This is a genomic window from Streptomyces sp. NPDC001927 (assembly GCF_053594455.1).
In genome coordinates, this window is sequence record NZ_JBSFEN010000015.1 from 169,549 (window position 1) to 184,205 (window position 14,657).

The following is a 14,657-nucleotide window of genomic DNA, read 5'->3' on the forward strand; positions in this document are numbered from 1 at the left end:
GTAAGCCCGTACGTGCTACTCCGTCGCCGTGCCCACCACCTTCGTCGGCGTCACGCGGATCACCACCCGCACCACCTCCGGCGGCAGTTCGAGGAAGACGTCGCCCGCGCCCGGGCCCTCGTAGTGCTCGTCGAGCGCGACCGCGAGCGCCCGCCCCGCGTCCTCCGTGACCGTGGCCGTGCCGCGTATCTCGGCGTACAGCTGCGGGTCCTCGCTGTCGTACAGGGTCAGGCTGACCCGGGGGTCGGCCTCGATGTTCCGTACCTTGCGGCGGCCCGCCTGGGAGGAGATCAGGAGGTCGTCGCCGTCCCTGCCCACCCAGACCACCGAGGTCTGCGGGGAACCGTCGGGGTGGACGGTGGCCAGGATCGCGGGGTTGGTGCCGTCCAGGAGCGCGCGCACGGCGCTGTTCAGTGAGATCGTCACGCCCGTCACCCTAGGGGGTGGCCTTCACTCCAAGGGAGTGGTCGCCGCCGCGCCCAATCCGCCGATCAGCAGGGCCGTGAAGCGCTGGACCCAGGCCTCGTCGACCGGTTCCGCGCTCACCAGGGCGCGGTGGACCACCGCGCCGGCGATGACGTCGAAGATCAGGTCGTCGGTGCTGTCGACCGAGCGGGGGTCGCGGTCGGTGGGGAGTTCGCCGCGCTCCTGGGCGCGCTGGCGGCCTTCGAGGACGAGCCGCTTCTGCCGGTCGACGATCGAGGTGCGGATGCGCTCGCGCAGCGGCTCGTCCCGGGTGGACTCCGCCACGACCGCCATCAGCGCGGTCTTGGTCTCGGGGCGCTGGAGCAGCGCGGCGAACTGGAGGACCACGTTCTCGATGTCGGCCTGGAGGGAGCCGAGGTCGGGGAGTTCGAGTTCGTCGAAGAGGACGGCGACGGCGTCCACGACGAGCTCGTTCTTGCTCGCCCAGCGCCGGTAGAGGGTGGTCTTGGCGACCCCCGCGCGGCTCGCCACATCGCCCATCGTCAGCTTGGACCAGCCCAGTTCGACCAGCGCGGCCCGGGTCGCGTCGAGGATCGCCGTATCGGCCTCGGCACTGCGCGGGCGTCCGGTACGGGTTCGGGGGCTGGTACGGCTGCACATGGAGGTCGACCATACCCGCCGGTAGGTCTTGCGCCAGAGGCCCGCGATGTGAGCCAGTTCACCGAGGAGCCCTTCCCCTCGGCCGACCGGGGCAGTTACGCTACGACCCGTAGCGAAAGGCTGAGACCGGCCTGAGCGACAACCACCTGCGCCGGGTGGGGACCCGGCGCGCACAGTACGTGAAAGAACGAGAGCCGTGCACCGCGTGGTGCGCGGTTCAGCCATGACGTACCGGTTACGCGCGCGGAAGGGGGAGGATGTACTCATGCAGCCCAGAAACATGTCCATGAGCGGCGTCGTCGACCTCGCCGCGGTGAAGGCGGCCGGTGAGGCCAAGGCGAAGGCGGAGCAGGCGCGTGCCGAGGCCGCCCGGCAGGGTGGCGCGGCAGCCGTCGCCCCCTCTGCCCTGGTGATCGATGTCGACGAGGCCGGCTTCGAGCGCGATGTCCTGCAGCGCTCGGCCGAGGTCCCGGTCGTCATCGACTTCTGGGCCGAGTGGTGCGAGCCCTGCAAGCAGCTCAGCCCCCTCCTGGAGCGGCTCGCCGCCGAGTACAACGGCCGCTTCCTGCTGGCCAAGATCGACGTCGACGCCAACCAGATGCTGATGCAGCAGTTCGGCATCCAGGGAATTCCGGCCGTTTTCGCGGTGGTCGCCGGCCAGGCGCTGCCGCTCTTCCAGGGCGCGGCGCCCGAGGCCCAGATCCGCCAGACCCTGGACCAGCTGATCCAGGTCGGCGAGGAGCGCTTCGGCCTCACCGGTATCGCCGTGGACCCGAACGCCGAGTCCGACGATGCCGCCGCCCCGGCCCCGGTGCCGGCCGGACCGTACGACGCGCTGCTCGAAGCGGCCATGTCGGCGCTCGACGCCGGTGACCTGGCCGGTGCCGTCCAGGCGTACAAGAACGTGCTCGCCGACGACCCCGGCCACCCGGAGGCGAAGCTGGGCCTGGCCCAGGCCGAGCTGCTCGCCCGCGTGCAGGACATGGACCCGCAGCAGGTGCGGAAGACCGCGGCCGACAACCCGGCCGACTCCGCCGCGCAGATCGCGGCCGCCGACCTCGATCTGGTGGGCGGTCATGTCGAGGACGCCTTCGGCCGGCTCGTGGACGCCGTGCGGCGTACGGCCGGCGAGGAGCGGGACGCGGCGCGGCTGCGGCTCCTGGAGCTCTTCGAGGTGATCGGTCCCGAGGACCCCCGGGTCACGGCGGCCCGGCAGGCCCTCGCGCGGGTGCTGTTCTGACCCTTTCCCTCCCCTGCGGGAGGGCGCCGATTTGGCGACACAGCGACAAGACGCGGCCGCGCTTTACCAAAACTTGGTAATCGCGGCCGCTGTTACTTGCAGTAAATCGAACCCGCGATTGTGTCCGGGTTTCCTCATACTCCTACCGCTTTGCCGATGCCGCGGGCTGCACCCTGTGTGGCCACGCGGCATCGCGCTGTCGTGGCGAGGTTATCCGTCCGTTACTAGCGAGTAACGAACCCCCTTGTGCGGGCGCCCGGAATGGACCACGATCGGCGACGCTCGGTCCGATACCGCACCACCCCGGCAACCATCCGGGTGTCCGCGGCGGAGGGTCCCCACCGAGCGGACAGGGGGGTTCCTGCTTTCACGGGCAGGGCCTGTCCAAGAGGTTGCGCGCAAGGCGTGGCCAGTGGTTGTCGCTCGGGGGTGATCGCCGGTGAAGTCGGACGCTCCGCGCGCCCGGTGTTCGGCGCTCCTTCCCGAGGACGTAGCACTTCTCCCATCCCAGGACGGGCCCTGGGCCCATCCGGAGATGTACGTCCGAGAAGGAGGATTCTCATGAAGTCCCAGGTTCGTGGCGGGACCAGATGGAAGCGGTTCGCCGTCGTCATGGTGCCGAGTGTGGCCGCGACGGCCGCGATCGGTGTCGGCCTGGCTCAGGGCGCGCTCGCCGCGTCCTTCAGCATCTCCGGCCAGGAGTTCAAGGTGAAGGCCGACAGCCTTGTCGGCAAGGACTTCGTCCAGTACGGCAGCGTGGCGTCCGGTAAGGACCTGCACGGCAAGCCGTTCGCGGAGCCCGTCGGTGTCTCGGGCTTCTCCGAGGCCTGGATCACCAACATGTGCCAGTCCGTGGTGACGCCGGACGTGCCGTTCATCGGCAACGTCTCGCTGGAGCTGCGCGCCGGTACGGAGAAGAACAAGCCGGTCTACGCGAAGGACATCTACCTGGATGTCTCCTCGCTGAAGGCCGACGCCGAGTTCGGCAACATCGACATCGGTGTGGCCGCGGGTTCGCTCCCGAAGTCCGAGGGCAAGCCGGGTATCCAGCCGGGTACGAAGGCCAACCCGTACGGCTTCTCGCAGCGCGCCGAGACGGCGACGCTGACCAACGTGGAGCAGAAGGCGTGGGCGACCACCGCCGGAACCTTCAAGCTCAGCAACCTGAGCCTGAAGCTGCACAAGGGCACCAAGGAGTGCTTCACCGAGTAGTCACTCGGTGCGCACCCGGCAGTGACGCCCGGCGGGCGTGGGCCGTCGATCCGTTCCGTACGGCCCCGCCCGTTCCCGGCCCCAGTGCCGCCTTCTCGCCTTCTCCATGTCTCCACTTCTCCACGCAACACCGCTTCCAGGGAGCTGTTTTCCATGAGCGCCGAGTCCACTGCTTCCCGCGGAGTCCCGAACCAGAGCGTGCGCCGCTTCCGCGAATGGCGGGGCAGCCGTCCCTTCTGGGCCGGACTGTTCACCATGATCGGCGGCGTACCGATCGCCTACTTCCCGTACGCCGACCTGCGACTCGGCAACATGACGATCGCGATGGCGACCACGGGCGGCGCCGGAGCCCTCATCATCGGTGTCCTTCTGGTGACGCTCGGTCTGACGATGTGGTTCCAGCCCATCGTCCGGGTGTTCGCGGGCGTCGCGGCGATCGTCCTGGCACTCGTCTCCATCCCGGTCTCCAACCTCGGTGGCTTCTTCATGGGCTTCCTGCTCGCCCTCGTCGGCGGCGGGCTCTCCGTGGCGTGGGCCCCGGGCAAGCCGGTGGAGGAGGGCGAGCGCCCGTCGGCCGAGCCGGCCGGCGAGCGTACGGAGGCCGTAGCGGGCGAGCACGAGTACGACGGTCAGCAGCACGGCACCGAGGCGACGGAGCCGACCGGAACGGTCGACTTCGGCAAGGCCCCGGTCCCGGAGCAGCGCGCCGGTGAGGAGCCGGACCCGCAGGCGGGTCCCGGTGCGCAGGCGACCGAATCGACGATCGACGCCAACGGCGGGAGGAACAGTGCGGGGTGACGAAACACAGTCGGCGCAGTCGGCGACGGCTGCGGACGGCGCCACTCTGGCTCGCGGGGGTCCGCGGCACGCGGCACCGCGCAAGTCGCTGCTGAACAAGATCCAGGGACCCGCGGGCAAGGCCATGGCCCTTGCCGCCATGCCGACCGCGGTCCTGATGGGCATGGGTATGGCGCCCAGGCTCGCCGTCGCCGACGAGAAGGACATCCCCTTCGCGCCCGGCCCGTGCGTCACCCGCTCCGACGAGCCGGTGACCGAGGAGACGACGAAGCCCGCCGAGACGCCCAAGCCCACGGCCAGCGCGAGCGCGAGCACGGGTGCGACCGAGTCGCCGAAGCCGGAGACCTCCGAGGGGAGCGCGTCGCCGAAGCCGACCGCCACTCCCTCGGCGACGGCCGCGGCCGAGCAGCAGGCCACCCAGCAGAAGTCCCCTGCCCCGACGCCCACCCCGACGGCGACGAAGAGCGTCAACCCGCTCGACCCGCTGGGCCTCGGTGACAAGATCAAGGACCTCTTCGACGGGCCGAACACCACGCCGTCGGCCACCCCGACGCCCTCCGCCACGGCCACCAAGCCGGCGAAGCCCGCGCCCGAGACGCCGTCGACGACCCCCTCGGCCAAGCCTTCGACCACCGCGCCCGCGGCGGGCAGGGCGGACTCCGCCGACGGCCCGGTCGACAAGACCAAGGCCGCCATCGAGAAGGCCGCCGACGAGGCCGGCCTGAAGGTCGAGGAGCTGCCGGAGGACGCCAAGGGCCTCGACGCCAAGAAGGACGAGGCGATACCCGACGGCGCCAAGCCGCGCTTCCCGTGCCCGGAGCCCGACCCCAAGGCGCTCGCGGCGGCCGAACTGGAGCCGGGGATCCCGCTCCTGCCGGACGAGCCGTGGAAGCTGCAGAGCACCCTGCTCACGCTGAAGGGGCTGAAGTACCACGGCATCGTCGAGGTCAAGACCGGCAGCGGCAAGATCAAGAAGGCGCTGAAGTTCACCGCGAGCGAGGTCGACATCAAGGACCTGCACCAGCTCACGGTGCACGAGCCGGGCTACACGGGTCACGTCCGCTCCGACAAGGGCTCGACGTCGACCATCCGCAACGGCACGGTGACCATGTACACGGAGCAGCTGAAGGGCAACCTCTTCGGCCTGATCCCGATCACCTTCAACCCGCAGACCCCGCCGCCGCTCGACGTCCCGTTCGCCTTCTTCACGAACGTGGAGGTCATCCAGGCGGGCCAGTTCGGCGGCACCCTCAAGGTCCCCGGCCTGCGCAACACGGTCGAGCCCAGCTGACCGAGCGAGAACCCTCCGGGAGCCGCACATGACGAAGGCCCCCGTCCGGATCGGACGGGGGCCTTCGTCATGCCGTGTGCCGCGTGGGCGTCAGGCCTTCGCGCCGCCGAGGTGGTGCACCCGGACCATGTTCGTGGTGCCGGGGACGCCGGGGGGCGAGCCGGCCGTGATGACCATGGTGTCGCCCGAACCGTAGCGCTGGAGCTTCAGCAGCTCCGCGTCGACGATGTCGACCATCGCGTCCGTGGTCTCCACGAACGGGACGAGGAAGGACTCCACGCCCCAGCTCAGGGTGAGCTGGTTGCGGGTCGACTCGTCCGTGGTGAAGGCGAGGATCGGCTGGATCGTCCGGTAGCGGGAGAGCCGGCGCGCGGTGTCGCCGGACTGGGTGAAGGCGATGAGCGCCTTGCCGCCCAGGAAGTCCGCGATCTCGCAGGCCGCGCGGGCCACCGAACCGCCCTGCGTACGCGGCTTCTTGCCGGGTACGAGCGGCTGCAGGCCCTTGGCGAGCAGCTCCTCCTCGGCCGCCGCGACGATCTTCGACATCGTCTTGACGGTCTCGATCGGGTAGGCGCCCACGGAGGACTCCGCGGAGAGCATGACCGCGTCCGCGCCGTCCAGGATCGCGTTGGCCACGTCGGAGGCCTCGGCGCGCGTGGGGCGCGAGTTGGTGATCATCGACTCCATCATCTGGGTGGCGACGATGACCGGCTTGGCGTTGCGGCGGCACATCTCCACGAGGCGCTTCTGCACCATCGGGACCTTCTCCAGCGGGTACTCCACCGCGAGGTCGCCACGGGCCACCATGACGGCGTCGAACGCGGCGACGACGTCGGCCATGTTCTCGACCGCCTGCGGCTTCTCCACCTTGGCGATGACGGGGACCCGGCGGCCCTCCTCGTCCATCACCTTGTGGACGTCCTTGACGTCGTCGGCGTTGCGGACGAAGGAGAGGGCGACCATGTCGCAGCCCATCCGGAGGGCGAACCGCAGGTCCTCGACGTCCTTCTCGGACAGGGCCGGGACGTTGACCGCCGCACCGGGCAGGTTGATGCCCTTGTGGTCGGAGATGACACCGCCCTCGATGACCACGGTCTTCACCCGCGGGCCCTCGACCTCGACGACCCGCAGCTCGACGTTGCCGTCGTTGATCAGGACCTGGTCGCCCTTGGAGACGTCACCCGGCAGGCCCTTGTACGTGGTGCCGCAGATGGACTTGTCGCCCGGGACGTCGTCGGTGGTGATGGTGAACTCGTCACCGCGCACCAGCTCGACGGGACCCTCCGCGAAGGTCTCCAGACGGATCTTGGGGCCCTGGAGGTCGGCGAGCACACCCACGGCGCGGCCGGTGTCCGCCACCGCCCTGCGGAGACGGTCGTACCGCTCCTGGTGCTCTGCCTGGGTCCCGTGGCTCATGTTGAATCGGGCCACGTTCATACCGGCCTCGATGAGCGCTTTCAGCTGCTCGTACGAGTCGACGGCGGGGCCCAGCGTGCAGACGATTTTGGAACGGCGCATGAGGCGGATCCTATCGGTTTGTTTCACTGCGGAATATTCCGTCTGGTGGAAAGTACAAATGGGCGCGGGGTCGCTCAGGCGTTCACTTCCGGAGTCTCCTGAAGAGCCCCTACGGAGCCGTCTCGGGGGCCACCAGTTCATAGCTCTGGCGCGCGATCTCCAGCTCCTCGTCCGTCGGCACCACGGCGACCGCCACCCGCGCGTACGCCGGCGAGATGATCCGGGCCTCGTCGGACCGTACGGCGTTGAGGTCGGCGTCCACCGCCAGGCCCAGCTCCTCCAGGCCCGCGATCGCAGCTTCCCGCACCGGGGCCGCGTTCTCGCCGACACCCGCCGTGAACGCGACCGCGTCCACCCGGCCGAGCACCGCGTAGTACGCCCCGATGTACTTCTTCAGCCGGTGGATGTAGATGTCGAAGGCGAGCGCCGCCCGCTCGTCGCCCTCGTCGATCCGGCGCCGGATCTCCCGCATGTCGTTGTCGCCGCAGAGCCCGACGAGCCCGGACTTCTTGTTGAGGAGCGTGTCGATCTCGTCCGCCGACATCCCCGCCACCCGCTTCAGGTGGAAGGTGACCGCCGGGTCGACGTCGCCCGAGCGGGTGCCCATGACCAGGCCCTCCAGCGGGGTGAGGCCCATCGAGGTGTCCACGCACCGCCCGCCCCTGACGGCCGAGGCGGAGGCCCCGTTGCCCAGGTGCAGCACGATCACGTTCACCTCCTCGGGCTCCTTGCCGAGCAGCTTCGCCGTCTCGCGCGACACATAGGCGTGCGAGGTGCCGTGGAAGCCGTACCGCCGGATGCGGTGCGCGTCCGCCGTCTCCACGTCGATCGCGTACCGGGCCGCCGACTCCGGCATCGTCGTGTGGAACGCGGTGTCGAAGACCGCGACCTGCGGCAGGTCCGGGCGGAGCGCCATCGCCGTACGGATGCCGGTGAGGTTCGCCGGGTTGTGCAGCGGCGCGACCGGCACGAGCCGCTCGATCTCGGCGAGCACCTCCTCGTCGATCACGGTCGGCGCGGAGAACCGCAGCCCGCCGTGGACCACCCGGTGGCCGATCGCGGCCAGTTCGGGGGAGTCGAGGCCGAGGCCGTCCGCCGCGAGCTCCTCGGCCACCGCCTTCAGGGCCGCCGCGTGGTCGGGGATCGGCCCGGTCCGCTCGCGCTTCTCGCCCCCGTCGCCCTGGAGCGGGGTGTGGACGAGCCGGGAGGTCTCCTCGCCGATCCGCTCGACCAGGCCGAGGGCGAGACGAGAGCTGTCGCTCATGTCGAGGAGCTGGTACTTCACCGACGAGGAACCGGAGTTGAGGACGAGAACACGCGTGGGGGAGGTCATGCCGTGGGCTCCTGGGGGACCTGGGACTGGATCGCCGTGATGGCGACCGTGTTGACGATGTCGCTGACGAGCGCGCCGCGCGAGAGGTCGTTCACCGGCTTGCGCAGACCCTGCAGGACCGGGCCGACCGCCACGGCGCCCGCCGAGCGCTGCACGGCCTTGTAGGTGTTGTTGCCGGTGTTGAGGTCGGGGAAGATCAGCACGGTCGCCTGACCGGCCACCTCGGAGCCCGGCAGCTTGGTCGCGGCGACCGACGGTTCGACGGCCGCGTCGTACTGGATGGGCCCCTCGATCCGCAGCTCCGGGTGGGACTCCCGTACCAGCTTCGTCGCCTCACGGACCTTGTCGACGTCCGCGCCCGAGCCCGAGGTGCCGGTGGAGTACGAGAGCATCGCGATCCGCGGCTCGACGCCGAAGCGGGCCGCGGTGGCCGCCGACTGCACGGCGATGTCCGCGAGCTGCACCGCGTCCGGGTCCGGGTTCACCGCGCAGTCGCCGTACACGAGCACCTTGTCGGCGAGGCACATGAAGAAGACGGACGAGACGATCGAGGCGTCCGGCTTGGTCTTGATGATCTCGAAGGCGGGGCGGATCGTCGCGGCCGTGGAGTGCACCGAGCCGGACACCATGCCGTCGGCGAGGCCCTCCTGGACCATCAGCGTGCCGAAGTAGTTGACGTCCGAGACGACGTCGTACGCCAGCTCCACCGTCACGCCCTTGTGGGCGCGCAGCTCGGCGTACTTCGTGGCGAAGCCGTCGCGCAGCTCGGAGGTCTGCGGGTCGATCAGCTGGGTGGCCGGCGAGGAAAGGTCGATGCCGAGGTCCGCCGCCTTCTTGCGGATGACCTCGACGTCACCGAGCAGGGTCAGGTCGCAGACGTCGCGGCGCAGCAGCACGTCGGCGGCGCGCAGCACCCGCTCCTCGGTGCCCTCGGGGAGGACCACGCGGCGGCGGTCGGCACGGGCCTGCTCCAGGAGTTCGTGCTCGAACATCATCGGCGTCACCCGGCCGCTGCGGGCCAGCGAGATCCGCTTCAGTAGATCGGCGGTGTCCACGTGCCGCTCGAAGAGACCGAGCGCCGTCTCCGCCTTGCGGGGCGTGGCCGCGTTCAACTTCCCTTCGAGGGAGAAGAGTTCGGCGGCCGTCGGGAAGCTGTTGCCCGGGACGGAGATGACCGGGGTGCCGGGCGCGAGCCGGGCCGCCAGGGTCAGGATCTCCTCGCTGGGGCGCTCGTTCAGGGTGAGCACCACACCGGCGATCGGCGGGGTGCCGGCCGAGTGCGCCGCGAGCGCGCCCACGACCAGGTCGGCGCGGTCCCCGGGGGTGACCACGAGGCAGCCCGGGGTCAGCGCGTTCAGGAAGTTCGGCAGCATCGCGCCGCCGAAGACGAAGTCGAGCGCGTCGCGCGCCAGGCCCGCGTCGTCGCCGAGCACGACCGAGGCCCCCAGGTGGTGGGTGATCTGGGCGACCGTGGGGGCCGCAAGCGCCGGCTCGTCGGGGAGCACGTAGCAGGGCACGGGGACCCGGGCGGCGAGCCGCTCGGCGATGGCCTCCCGGTCCTCGCTCGCCGCACGGTTGACGACCATCGCGAGGACGTCGCAGCCGAGCCCGTCGTACGCCCGGAAGGCGTTGCGGGCCTCGGCGCGCACGGACTCGGCGGTCTGGTTCTTGCCGCCGACCACCGGTATCACCGAGGCGCCGAACTCGTTGGCCAGGCGCGCGTTGAGCGCCAGCTCGTCGGGGAGCTGGGTGGCGGCGAAGTCCGTACCGAGGACGAGGACGACCTCGTAGTCGCGGGCCACCGCGTGGAAGCGGTCGACGAGCCGGGAGACCAGCTCGTCGGTGCCCCGCTCGGCCTGGAGCGCCGAGGCCTCGTGGTAGTCCATGCCGTAGACCGTCGAGGCGTCCTGGGAGAGCCGGTAACGCGCTCGCAGGAGATCGAACAGACGGTCGGGGCCGTCGTGGACCAGGGGCCGGAACACCCCCACCCGGTCCACCTGGCGGGTCAGGAGTTCCATGACTCCCAGCTCGACCACCTGCCGGCCGTCTCCGCGGTCGATCCCGGTCACGTACACGCTGCGCGTCACGCCGTGGCTCCTGTCCAGTCCTGTCCGCCCGGTCTCGTCAACCGAGTGTGTTCAAAAAACCCCGATAGGGTGGCGATACCCCCTTGACAATACCTCTGGGGGTGGATAGGACGCAGGCCGGACGAACGGCCTGGAAAAGGGGGACGAAAGGCCCCAGAACACCGGCACGCGGAGTAGCCGGGAGCGCGGGCGCCACACCGGGCGTGGGAGAATCGACAGAGCTCACATGTACCACTACCGAGCAGGAGACACAGCACGATGCGCATCGGAGTTCTCACCGCAGGCGGCGACTGTCCTGGCCTGAACGCAGTGATCCGGTCGGTCGTGCACCGGGCGCTCACCGGCCACGACGACGAAGTCATCGGCTTCGAGGACGGGTTCAAGGGTCTCCTCGACGGACATGTCCGCCCGCTCGACCTCAACGCGGTCAGCGGCATCCTCGCCCGCGGCGGCACCATCCTCGGCTCCGCCCGCCTGGAGCGCAACCGCCTCGCCGAAGCCGCCGAGTCCGCCCCGGAGTTGGCGAAGAAGTACGGCATCGACGTCCTCATCCCGATCGGCGGCGAAGGCACCCTGACCGCCGCCCGGATGCTCTCCGACGCCGGAATGCCCGTCGTCGGCGTACCGAAGACCATCGACAACGACATCTCCTCCACCGACCGCACCTTCGGCTTCGACACCGCCGTGGGCGTCGCGACGGAGGCCATAGACCGCCTCAAGACCACCGCCGAGTCCCACCAGCGCGTGATGGTCGTCGAGGTGATGGGCCGGCACGCCGGCTGGATCGCCCTGGAGTCCGGCATGGCGGGCGGCGCCCACGGCATCTGCCTGCCCGAGCGGCCCTTCCAGGTCGACGACCTGGTCAAGATGGTCGAGGAGCGGTTCGCGCGCGGCAAGAAGTTCGCGGTCATCTGCGTCGCCGAGGGCGCGCACCCCGCCGAGGGCTCCATGGAGTACCAGAAGGGCGAGATCGACCAGTACGGCCACGAGCGCTTCCAGGGCATCGGCAACCGGCTCGCGGTCGAGCTGGAGCAGCGCCTCGGCAAGGAGGCCCGGCCCGTCATCCTCGGTCACGTCCAGCGCGGCGGGACGCCGACGGCGTACGACCGGGTGCTCGCGACCCGCTTCGGCTGGCACGCGGTGGAGGCCGCCCACCGGGGCGAGTTCGGCCGGATGACGGCGCTGCGGGGCACGGACGTCGTGATGGTGCCGCTGGCCGAGGCCGTGACGCAGCTGAAGACCGTACCGGCGGCCCGGATGTCCGAGGCCGAGTCGGTCTTCTGACCCGGCCGTCCGGGACGTAGGTCCCGAAGAAGTCCTGAGTATGTGTGGGCCCCGATCGTCCCCCCGTGGACGATCGGGGCCTTTTCCGTTCCCCCGTGTTCCCCCGTGATTCCCCCGTGGCGATTCCGGCCCCTGACCGGAATTGCCGATTTCCACTCTTGAGTTGAACAGCCGGATCAACAAGGCTTGGGGCTGTCCCGGACATGTCCCAACCCTGTCCGGGGGAGGGGCGGGGAGCGCGCATGACCGAGGGAACGGCCGGCCGAACCGCCGGCGCGGGCGGCGCACCCGACCCGCGCGAGGCCACCGACGCCGCCTCGTTCATCGCACTGCTGCAGCGGCTCAAGGACTGGTCGGGCCTGACCTACCGAGAGCTGTCGGCCCACGCGGAGGCGCTCGGCGAGGTCCTGCCCCGCTCGACGGTGGCGAACATGCTGGCCCGCTCGACCGTGCCCCGCGAGGAGCTGCTCACCACCTTCGTACGCGCCTGCGGGGTGGAGCCCGGAGAGCTGGAGAGCTGGCAGACCGTCCGCAAGGAGCTGGCGGTACGGGGGGTGTACGCGGGTTCCGACGGTGGGGCGGAGGATGCCGCGGGTGCTTCCTGGCCGCAGGTGGCGGAAGCCGATCCCGAACCCGGAATCGAGCCGGAGGCCGAGGACCAGTCCGCCGACCCGCAGTCCCGCCTCCGGCGCACGTTCGTCGCCCTCGTCGCCGTCGCCGGGCTCGTCCTCGCCACCGTCAGTGTGGTCGGCGCCCTCGTCCGGGACGGGAACGACGGGCACGGCGGGAGCGCGGGGCAGCACGGCGGGCGCGGCGACCGGCCGATGACCGTCACCGCGCCCGCCGCCGGGGATGTCCAGATCCGGGTGATCGGCTCGGACCTCTGCCTGAACGAGCGGCGCGGCGGTCGCAGCGGCCAGATCCACCAGCGCGCGTGCGAGGGCGCCGACGTCCCGCGCTACTCCCTCAAGGACCTCGGCTCGGGCGAGTGGCGAATCGTTTCCGACCACCCGGACTACGGCCCCGGCTGCTCCGGCATCCCCTCCGGCGGCAAGATCGCGGACGCCGCCTTCGAGGACTCCGAGTGCGGGGACACGAGCCGGGTCGAAACGTTCCGCCTGGCCCCCTTCGGCAGCCCCGTCACCGGCTACCGCATCGTCCCCGCCCGCTCGGCGACCCCCGACTCCTGCGTGACCGTCGTCGGCGACCGGGCCGCCGAGTGGGCGAAGCTGGCCCAGGCACCCTGCCGCGCGGACGCCGCCGGCCAGCTCTTCAGCTTCGACCGCCGCTAGGGCCTGACCGGCGCGGGCTCCACGAGCCGGGCGCGCAGCGCCTCGACCACGGCCGGGTCGAGACCGACGTGCCCGGTGACGTACCCGTACACCGACCCGTGGGTGGCGCGCAGGTCCGCGAGGACGAGCCGCATGATCTCCGCCGGTGCGCGCCCGTACCCCGGCCAGCGCAGCTCGCGCCCCGGGTGGGCGGCGTGCCAGTCGGCGACCAGGCGCGCGGTGGCGAGCTCGGTGAGGGCGAAGTCGTCGAGGATCTGCGCGTCGGAGACGTCGAGCAGCGTGAGCAGCAGCGCGGCGAGCAGACCCGTGCGGTCCTTGCCCGAGGCGCAGTGGAAGACGAGCGGACCGTCCGCCGCCGCGACGACCTCCAGGGCCTCGCGCAGTTCGGCGGCGCCGTCGGCCGCGACTTCGGCGAACCGGTCGGCGAGGTACCGCCACGGGTCGAGGTCGGGGTCGATCTCCGCCTGGTCGTACGGGCGGTGCTCGATGCTCAGGTTGTGCCAGGCGATGCCGTCGGTCTCCGGGGTCTCCGGGAGCCGGCCCTTGGCCTCGATCTCCCACGGGTAGCGCAGGTCGATCACGGTCTTCACGCCCAGGGCGCGGAAGCGGCCCAGGTCGGGGCCGCGCAGCTTGGCGAGGGAGTCGGCACGGTAGAGGACCTGCCAGCGGACGGTGGAGCCGTCGGCGGTCCGATAGCCGCCCAGATCACGGACGTTGTGGAGATTCTCGAAGGGTATGTGTCGTCTCACGCCACCACCCTAGGGATCAGGGGCCGACGGCGTCCCAGAAGTGGGCCACGATGCCGTCCAGGTACTCGCGGCCCGCGTCGCCGCTGGCGCCCGAGGCGCCCCAGCTGCTGGTGGCCACCATCTTGGCGTGGTAGTCGGTGTGCAGTCGCTGGAGCGCGGCCTCCAGGACGCGCTTGGGCAGCGGCAGCAGCTTCACGACCGGCCGGACGTACGCCTGCCAGCGCGTCGTCGCCGCGTCCCGCAGCAGCGTCGCCAGCTCGTCGGACCGGCCGGTCACCTGAACCAGTTCGCGGGGCCCGAGGCCGAGGGTCTCGGCGAGGGCGGCGGTCTGGCGCTCGTTGCCGCGCCAGCGGCCGGACTCCTCCATCTTGAGGTAGCCGGGGCCGTCGAGGCCCACCCGCCGGGCGAGTTCGTCGGTCGAGAGGCCGCGGGCCATCCGGTGCTCGCGCAGGGTGGTGGCGTCGGCTATCAGCTCGCCGGGGGCGCACCAGAGGACGCCCGCGAGGGCGGTGAGTTCCTGGGCGGAGGGGGCGAGCCGCCCGCGTTCCCAGGCGATGACCGTCTCGGGGACGACGGCGAGACCGTACTGCGCGCGCAGACCGTAGGCGACATGTCCGGGAGCCATGCCGAGACCCTCACGGAGGCGGCGCGCGGCGAGCGCGTTGAAAGGAGGGGGAGGAGGGGGAGGGGTGTGGTGCACGCCGTCACGGTAGATGCGTAACGTGAGCACTGGCTACGGTGCGTTCGCCCAAGGCCGGATGTCGTAG

At 70.9% G+C, this 14,657-nt stretch carries 13 protein-coding genes; 6 read left to right on the plus strand and 7 right to left on the minus strand.

The genetic code is table 11. From position 1 onward, the window contains the following. Positions 1 to 15 precede the first annotated feature (15 nt). Complete coding sequence (locus ACWCO8_RS34320) at positions 16 to 426, minus strand: PPOX class F420-dependent oxidoreductase (protein ID WP_451035480.1); 411 nt, start codon at positions 424 to 426, stop codon at positions 16 to 18. Between the two features lie 24 nt (positions 427 to 450). After that, positions 451 to 1,086, minus strand: a complete 636-nt coding sequence (locus ACWCO8_RS34325) for a TetR/AcrR family transcriptional regulator (RefSeq protein WP_451035481.1) — start codon at positions 1,084 to 1,086, stop codon at positions 451 to 453. A gap of 265 nt (positions 1,087 to 1,351) precedes the next feature. Here ACWCO8_RS34325 and ACWCO8_RS34330 point away from each other — a divergent pair, with 265 nt between their 5' ends. The 4 genes from ACWCO8_RS34330 to ACWCO8_RS34345 all read left to right on the plus strand — a co-directional run bounded on the left by ACWCO8_RS34330 (position 1,352) and on the right by ACWCO8_RS34345 (position 5,627). Continuing rightward, positions 1,352 to 2,326, plus strand: a complete 975-nt coding sequence (locus ACWCO8_RS34330) for a tetratricopeptide repeat protein (RefSeq protein WP_451035482.1) — start codon at positions 1,352 to 1,354, stop codon at positions 2,324 to 2,326. Positions 2,327 to 2,887: 561 nt separating this feature from the next. Beyond that, positions 2,888 to 3,538, plus strand: coding sequence for a DUF6230 family protein (locus ACWCO8_RS34335; protein WP_361959488.1), 651 nt, complete (start codon positions 2,888 to 2,890; stop codon positions 3,536 to 3,538). 153 nt (positions 3,539 to 3,691) lie between these two features. After that, positions 3,692 to 4,336: a DUF6114 domain-containing protein gene (locus tag ACWCO8_RS34340; protein WP_362003724.1), complete on the plus strand. Its 645-nt coding sequence runs from the start codon at positions 3,692 to 3,694 to the stop codon at positions 4,334 to 4,336. Continuing rightward, a complete protein-coding gene (locus ACWCO8_RS34345) occupies positions 4,326 to 5,627 on the plus strand; it encodes a hypothetical protein (protein ID WP_451035483.1) in 1,302 nt (433 codons plus the stop codon). The genes ACWCO8_RS34340 and ACWCO8_RS34345 overlap by 11 nt, the downstream gene beginning before the upstream one ends. A gap of 90 nt (positions 5,628 to 5,717) precedes the next feature. Here ACWCO8_RS34345 and pyk read toward each other — a convergent pair whose 3' ends face one another. From pyk to pta, 3 genes are all read right to left on the minus strand, one after another. Further along, the gene (gene pyk, locus ACWCO8_RS34350) at positions 5,718 to 7,145 is read right to left on the minus strand and encodes a pyruvate kinase (protein ID WP_451035484.1); all 1,428 of its coding nucleotides are present in this window, start codon (positions 7,143 to 7,145) and stop codon (positions 5,718 to 5,720) included. A 109-nt stretch (positions 7,146 to 7,254) separates the two neighbouring features. Continuing rightward, positions 7,255 to 8,478: an acetate kinase gene (locus ACWCO8_RS34355; protein ID WP_362003719.1), complete on the minus strand. Its 1,224-nt coding sequence runs from the start codon at positions 8,476 to 8,478 to the stop codon at positions 7,255 to 7,257. Beyond that, positions 8,475 to 10,565: a phosphate acetyltransferase gene (pta, locus tag ACWCO8_RS34360; protein WP_362003717.1), complete on the minus strand. Its 2,091-nt coding sequence runs from the start codon at positions 10,563 to 10,565 to the stop codon at positions 8,475 to 8,477. Before pta ends, ACWCO8_RS34355 begins: the two co-directional genes overlap by 4 nt. 258 nt (positions 10,566 to 10,823) lie before the next feature. Here pta and ACWCO8_RS34365 point away from each other — a divergent pair, with 258 nt between their 5' ends. Together ACWCO8_RS34365 and ACWCO8_RS34370 are read left to right on the plus strand one after the other, a co-directional pair. Continuing rightward, on the plus strand, positions 10,824 to 11,849 hold the full coding sequence (locus ACWCO8_RS34365) for an ATP-dependent 6-phosphofructokinase (RefSeq protein ID WP_362003715.1): 1,026 nt from the start codon (positions 10,824 to 10,826) through the stop codon (positions 11,847 to 11,849). A 242-nt stretch (positions 11,850 to 12,091) separates the two neighbouring features. Further along, complete coding sequence (locus ACWCO8_RS34370) at positions 12,092 to 13,141, plus strand: RICIN domain-containing protein (RefSeq protein ID WP_451035485.1); 1,050 nt, start codon at positions 12,092 to 12,094, stop codon at positions 13,139 to 13,141. Here the strand turns inward: ACWCO8_RS34370 and ACWCO8_RS34375 are convergent. Both ACWCO8_RS34375 and ACWCO8_RS34380 read right to left on the minus strand, forming a co-directional pair. After that, positions 13,138 to 13,890, minus strand: coding sequence for a tyrosine-protein phosphatase (locus tag ACWCO8_RS34375; RefSeq protein ID WP_451035486.1), 753 nt, complete (start codon positions 13,888 to 13,890; stop codon positions 13,138 to 13,140). The genes ACWCO8_RS34370 and ACWCO8_RS34375 overlap by 4 nt on opposite strands. A 16-nt stretch (positions 13,891 to 13,906) precedes the next feature. After that, positions 13,907 to 14,515 carry a helix-turn-helix domain-containing protein gene (locus ACWCO8_RS34380; RefSeq protein WP_362003709.1) on the minus strand — a complete coding sequence of 203 codons (609 nt, stop codon included), beginning with the start codon at positions 14,513 to 14,515 and terminating at the stop codon, positions 13,907 to 13,909. Between the last annotated feature and the right edge of the window lie 142 nt (positions 14,516 to 14,657).

Coding starts and splice junctions, on each gene's coding strand:
- ACWCO8_RS34370 (WP_451035485.1), top strand. CDS start 12,092: ATGACCGAGGGAACGGCCGGCCGAACCGCCGGCGCGGGCGGCGCACCC.
- ACWCO8_RS34335 (WP_361959488.1), top strand. CDS start 2,888: ATGAAGTCCCAGGTTCGTGGCGGGACCAGATGGAAGCGGTTCGCCGTC.
- ACWCO8_RS34380 (WP_362003709.1), bottom strand. CDS start 14,515: ATGGCTCCCGGACATGTCGCCTACGGTCTGCGCGCGCAGTACGGTCTC.
- ACWCO8_RS34325 (WP_451035481.1), bottom strand. CDS start 1,086: ATGTGCAGCCGTACCAGCCCCCGAACCCGTACCGGACGCCCGCGCAGT.
- ACWCO8_RS34330 (WP_451035482.1), top strand. CDS start 1,352: ATGCAGCCCAGAAACATGTCCATGAGCGGCGTCGTCGACCTCGCCGCG.
- ACWCO8_RS34365 (WP_362003715.1), top strand. CDS start 10,824: ATGCGCATCGGAGTTCTCACCGCAGGCGGCGACTGTCCTGGCCTGAAC.
- pyk (WP_451035484.1), bottom strand. CDS start 7,145: ATGCGCCGTTCCAAAATCGTCTGCACGCTGGGCCCCGCCGTCGACTCG.
- ACWCO8_RS34340 (WP_362003724.1), top strand. CDS start 3,692: ATGAGCGCCGAGTCCACTGCTTCCCGCGGAGTCCCGAACCAGAGCGTG.
- ACWCO8_RS34355 (WP_362003719.1), bottom strand. CDS start 8,478: ATGACCTCCCCCACGCGTGTTCTCGTCCTCAACTCCGGTTCCTCGTCG.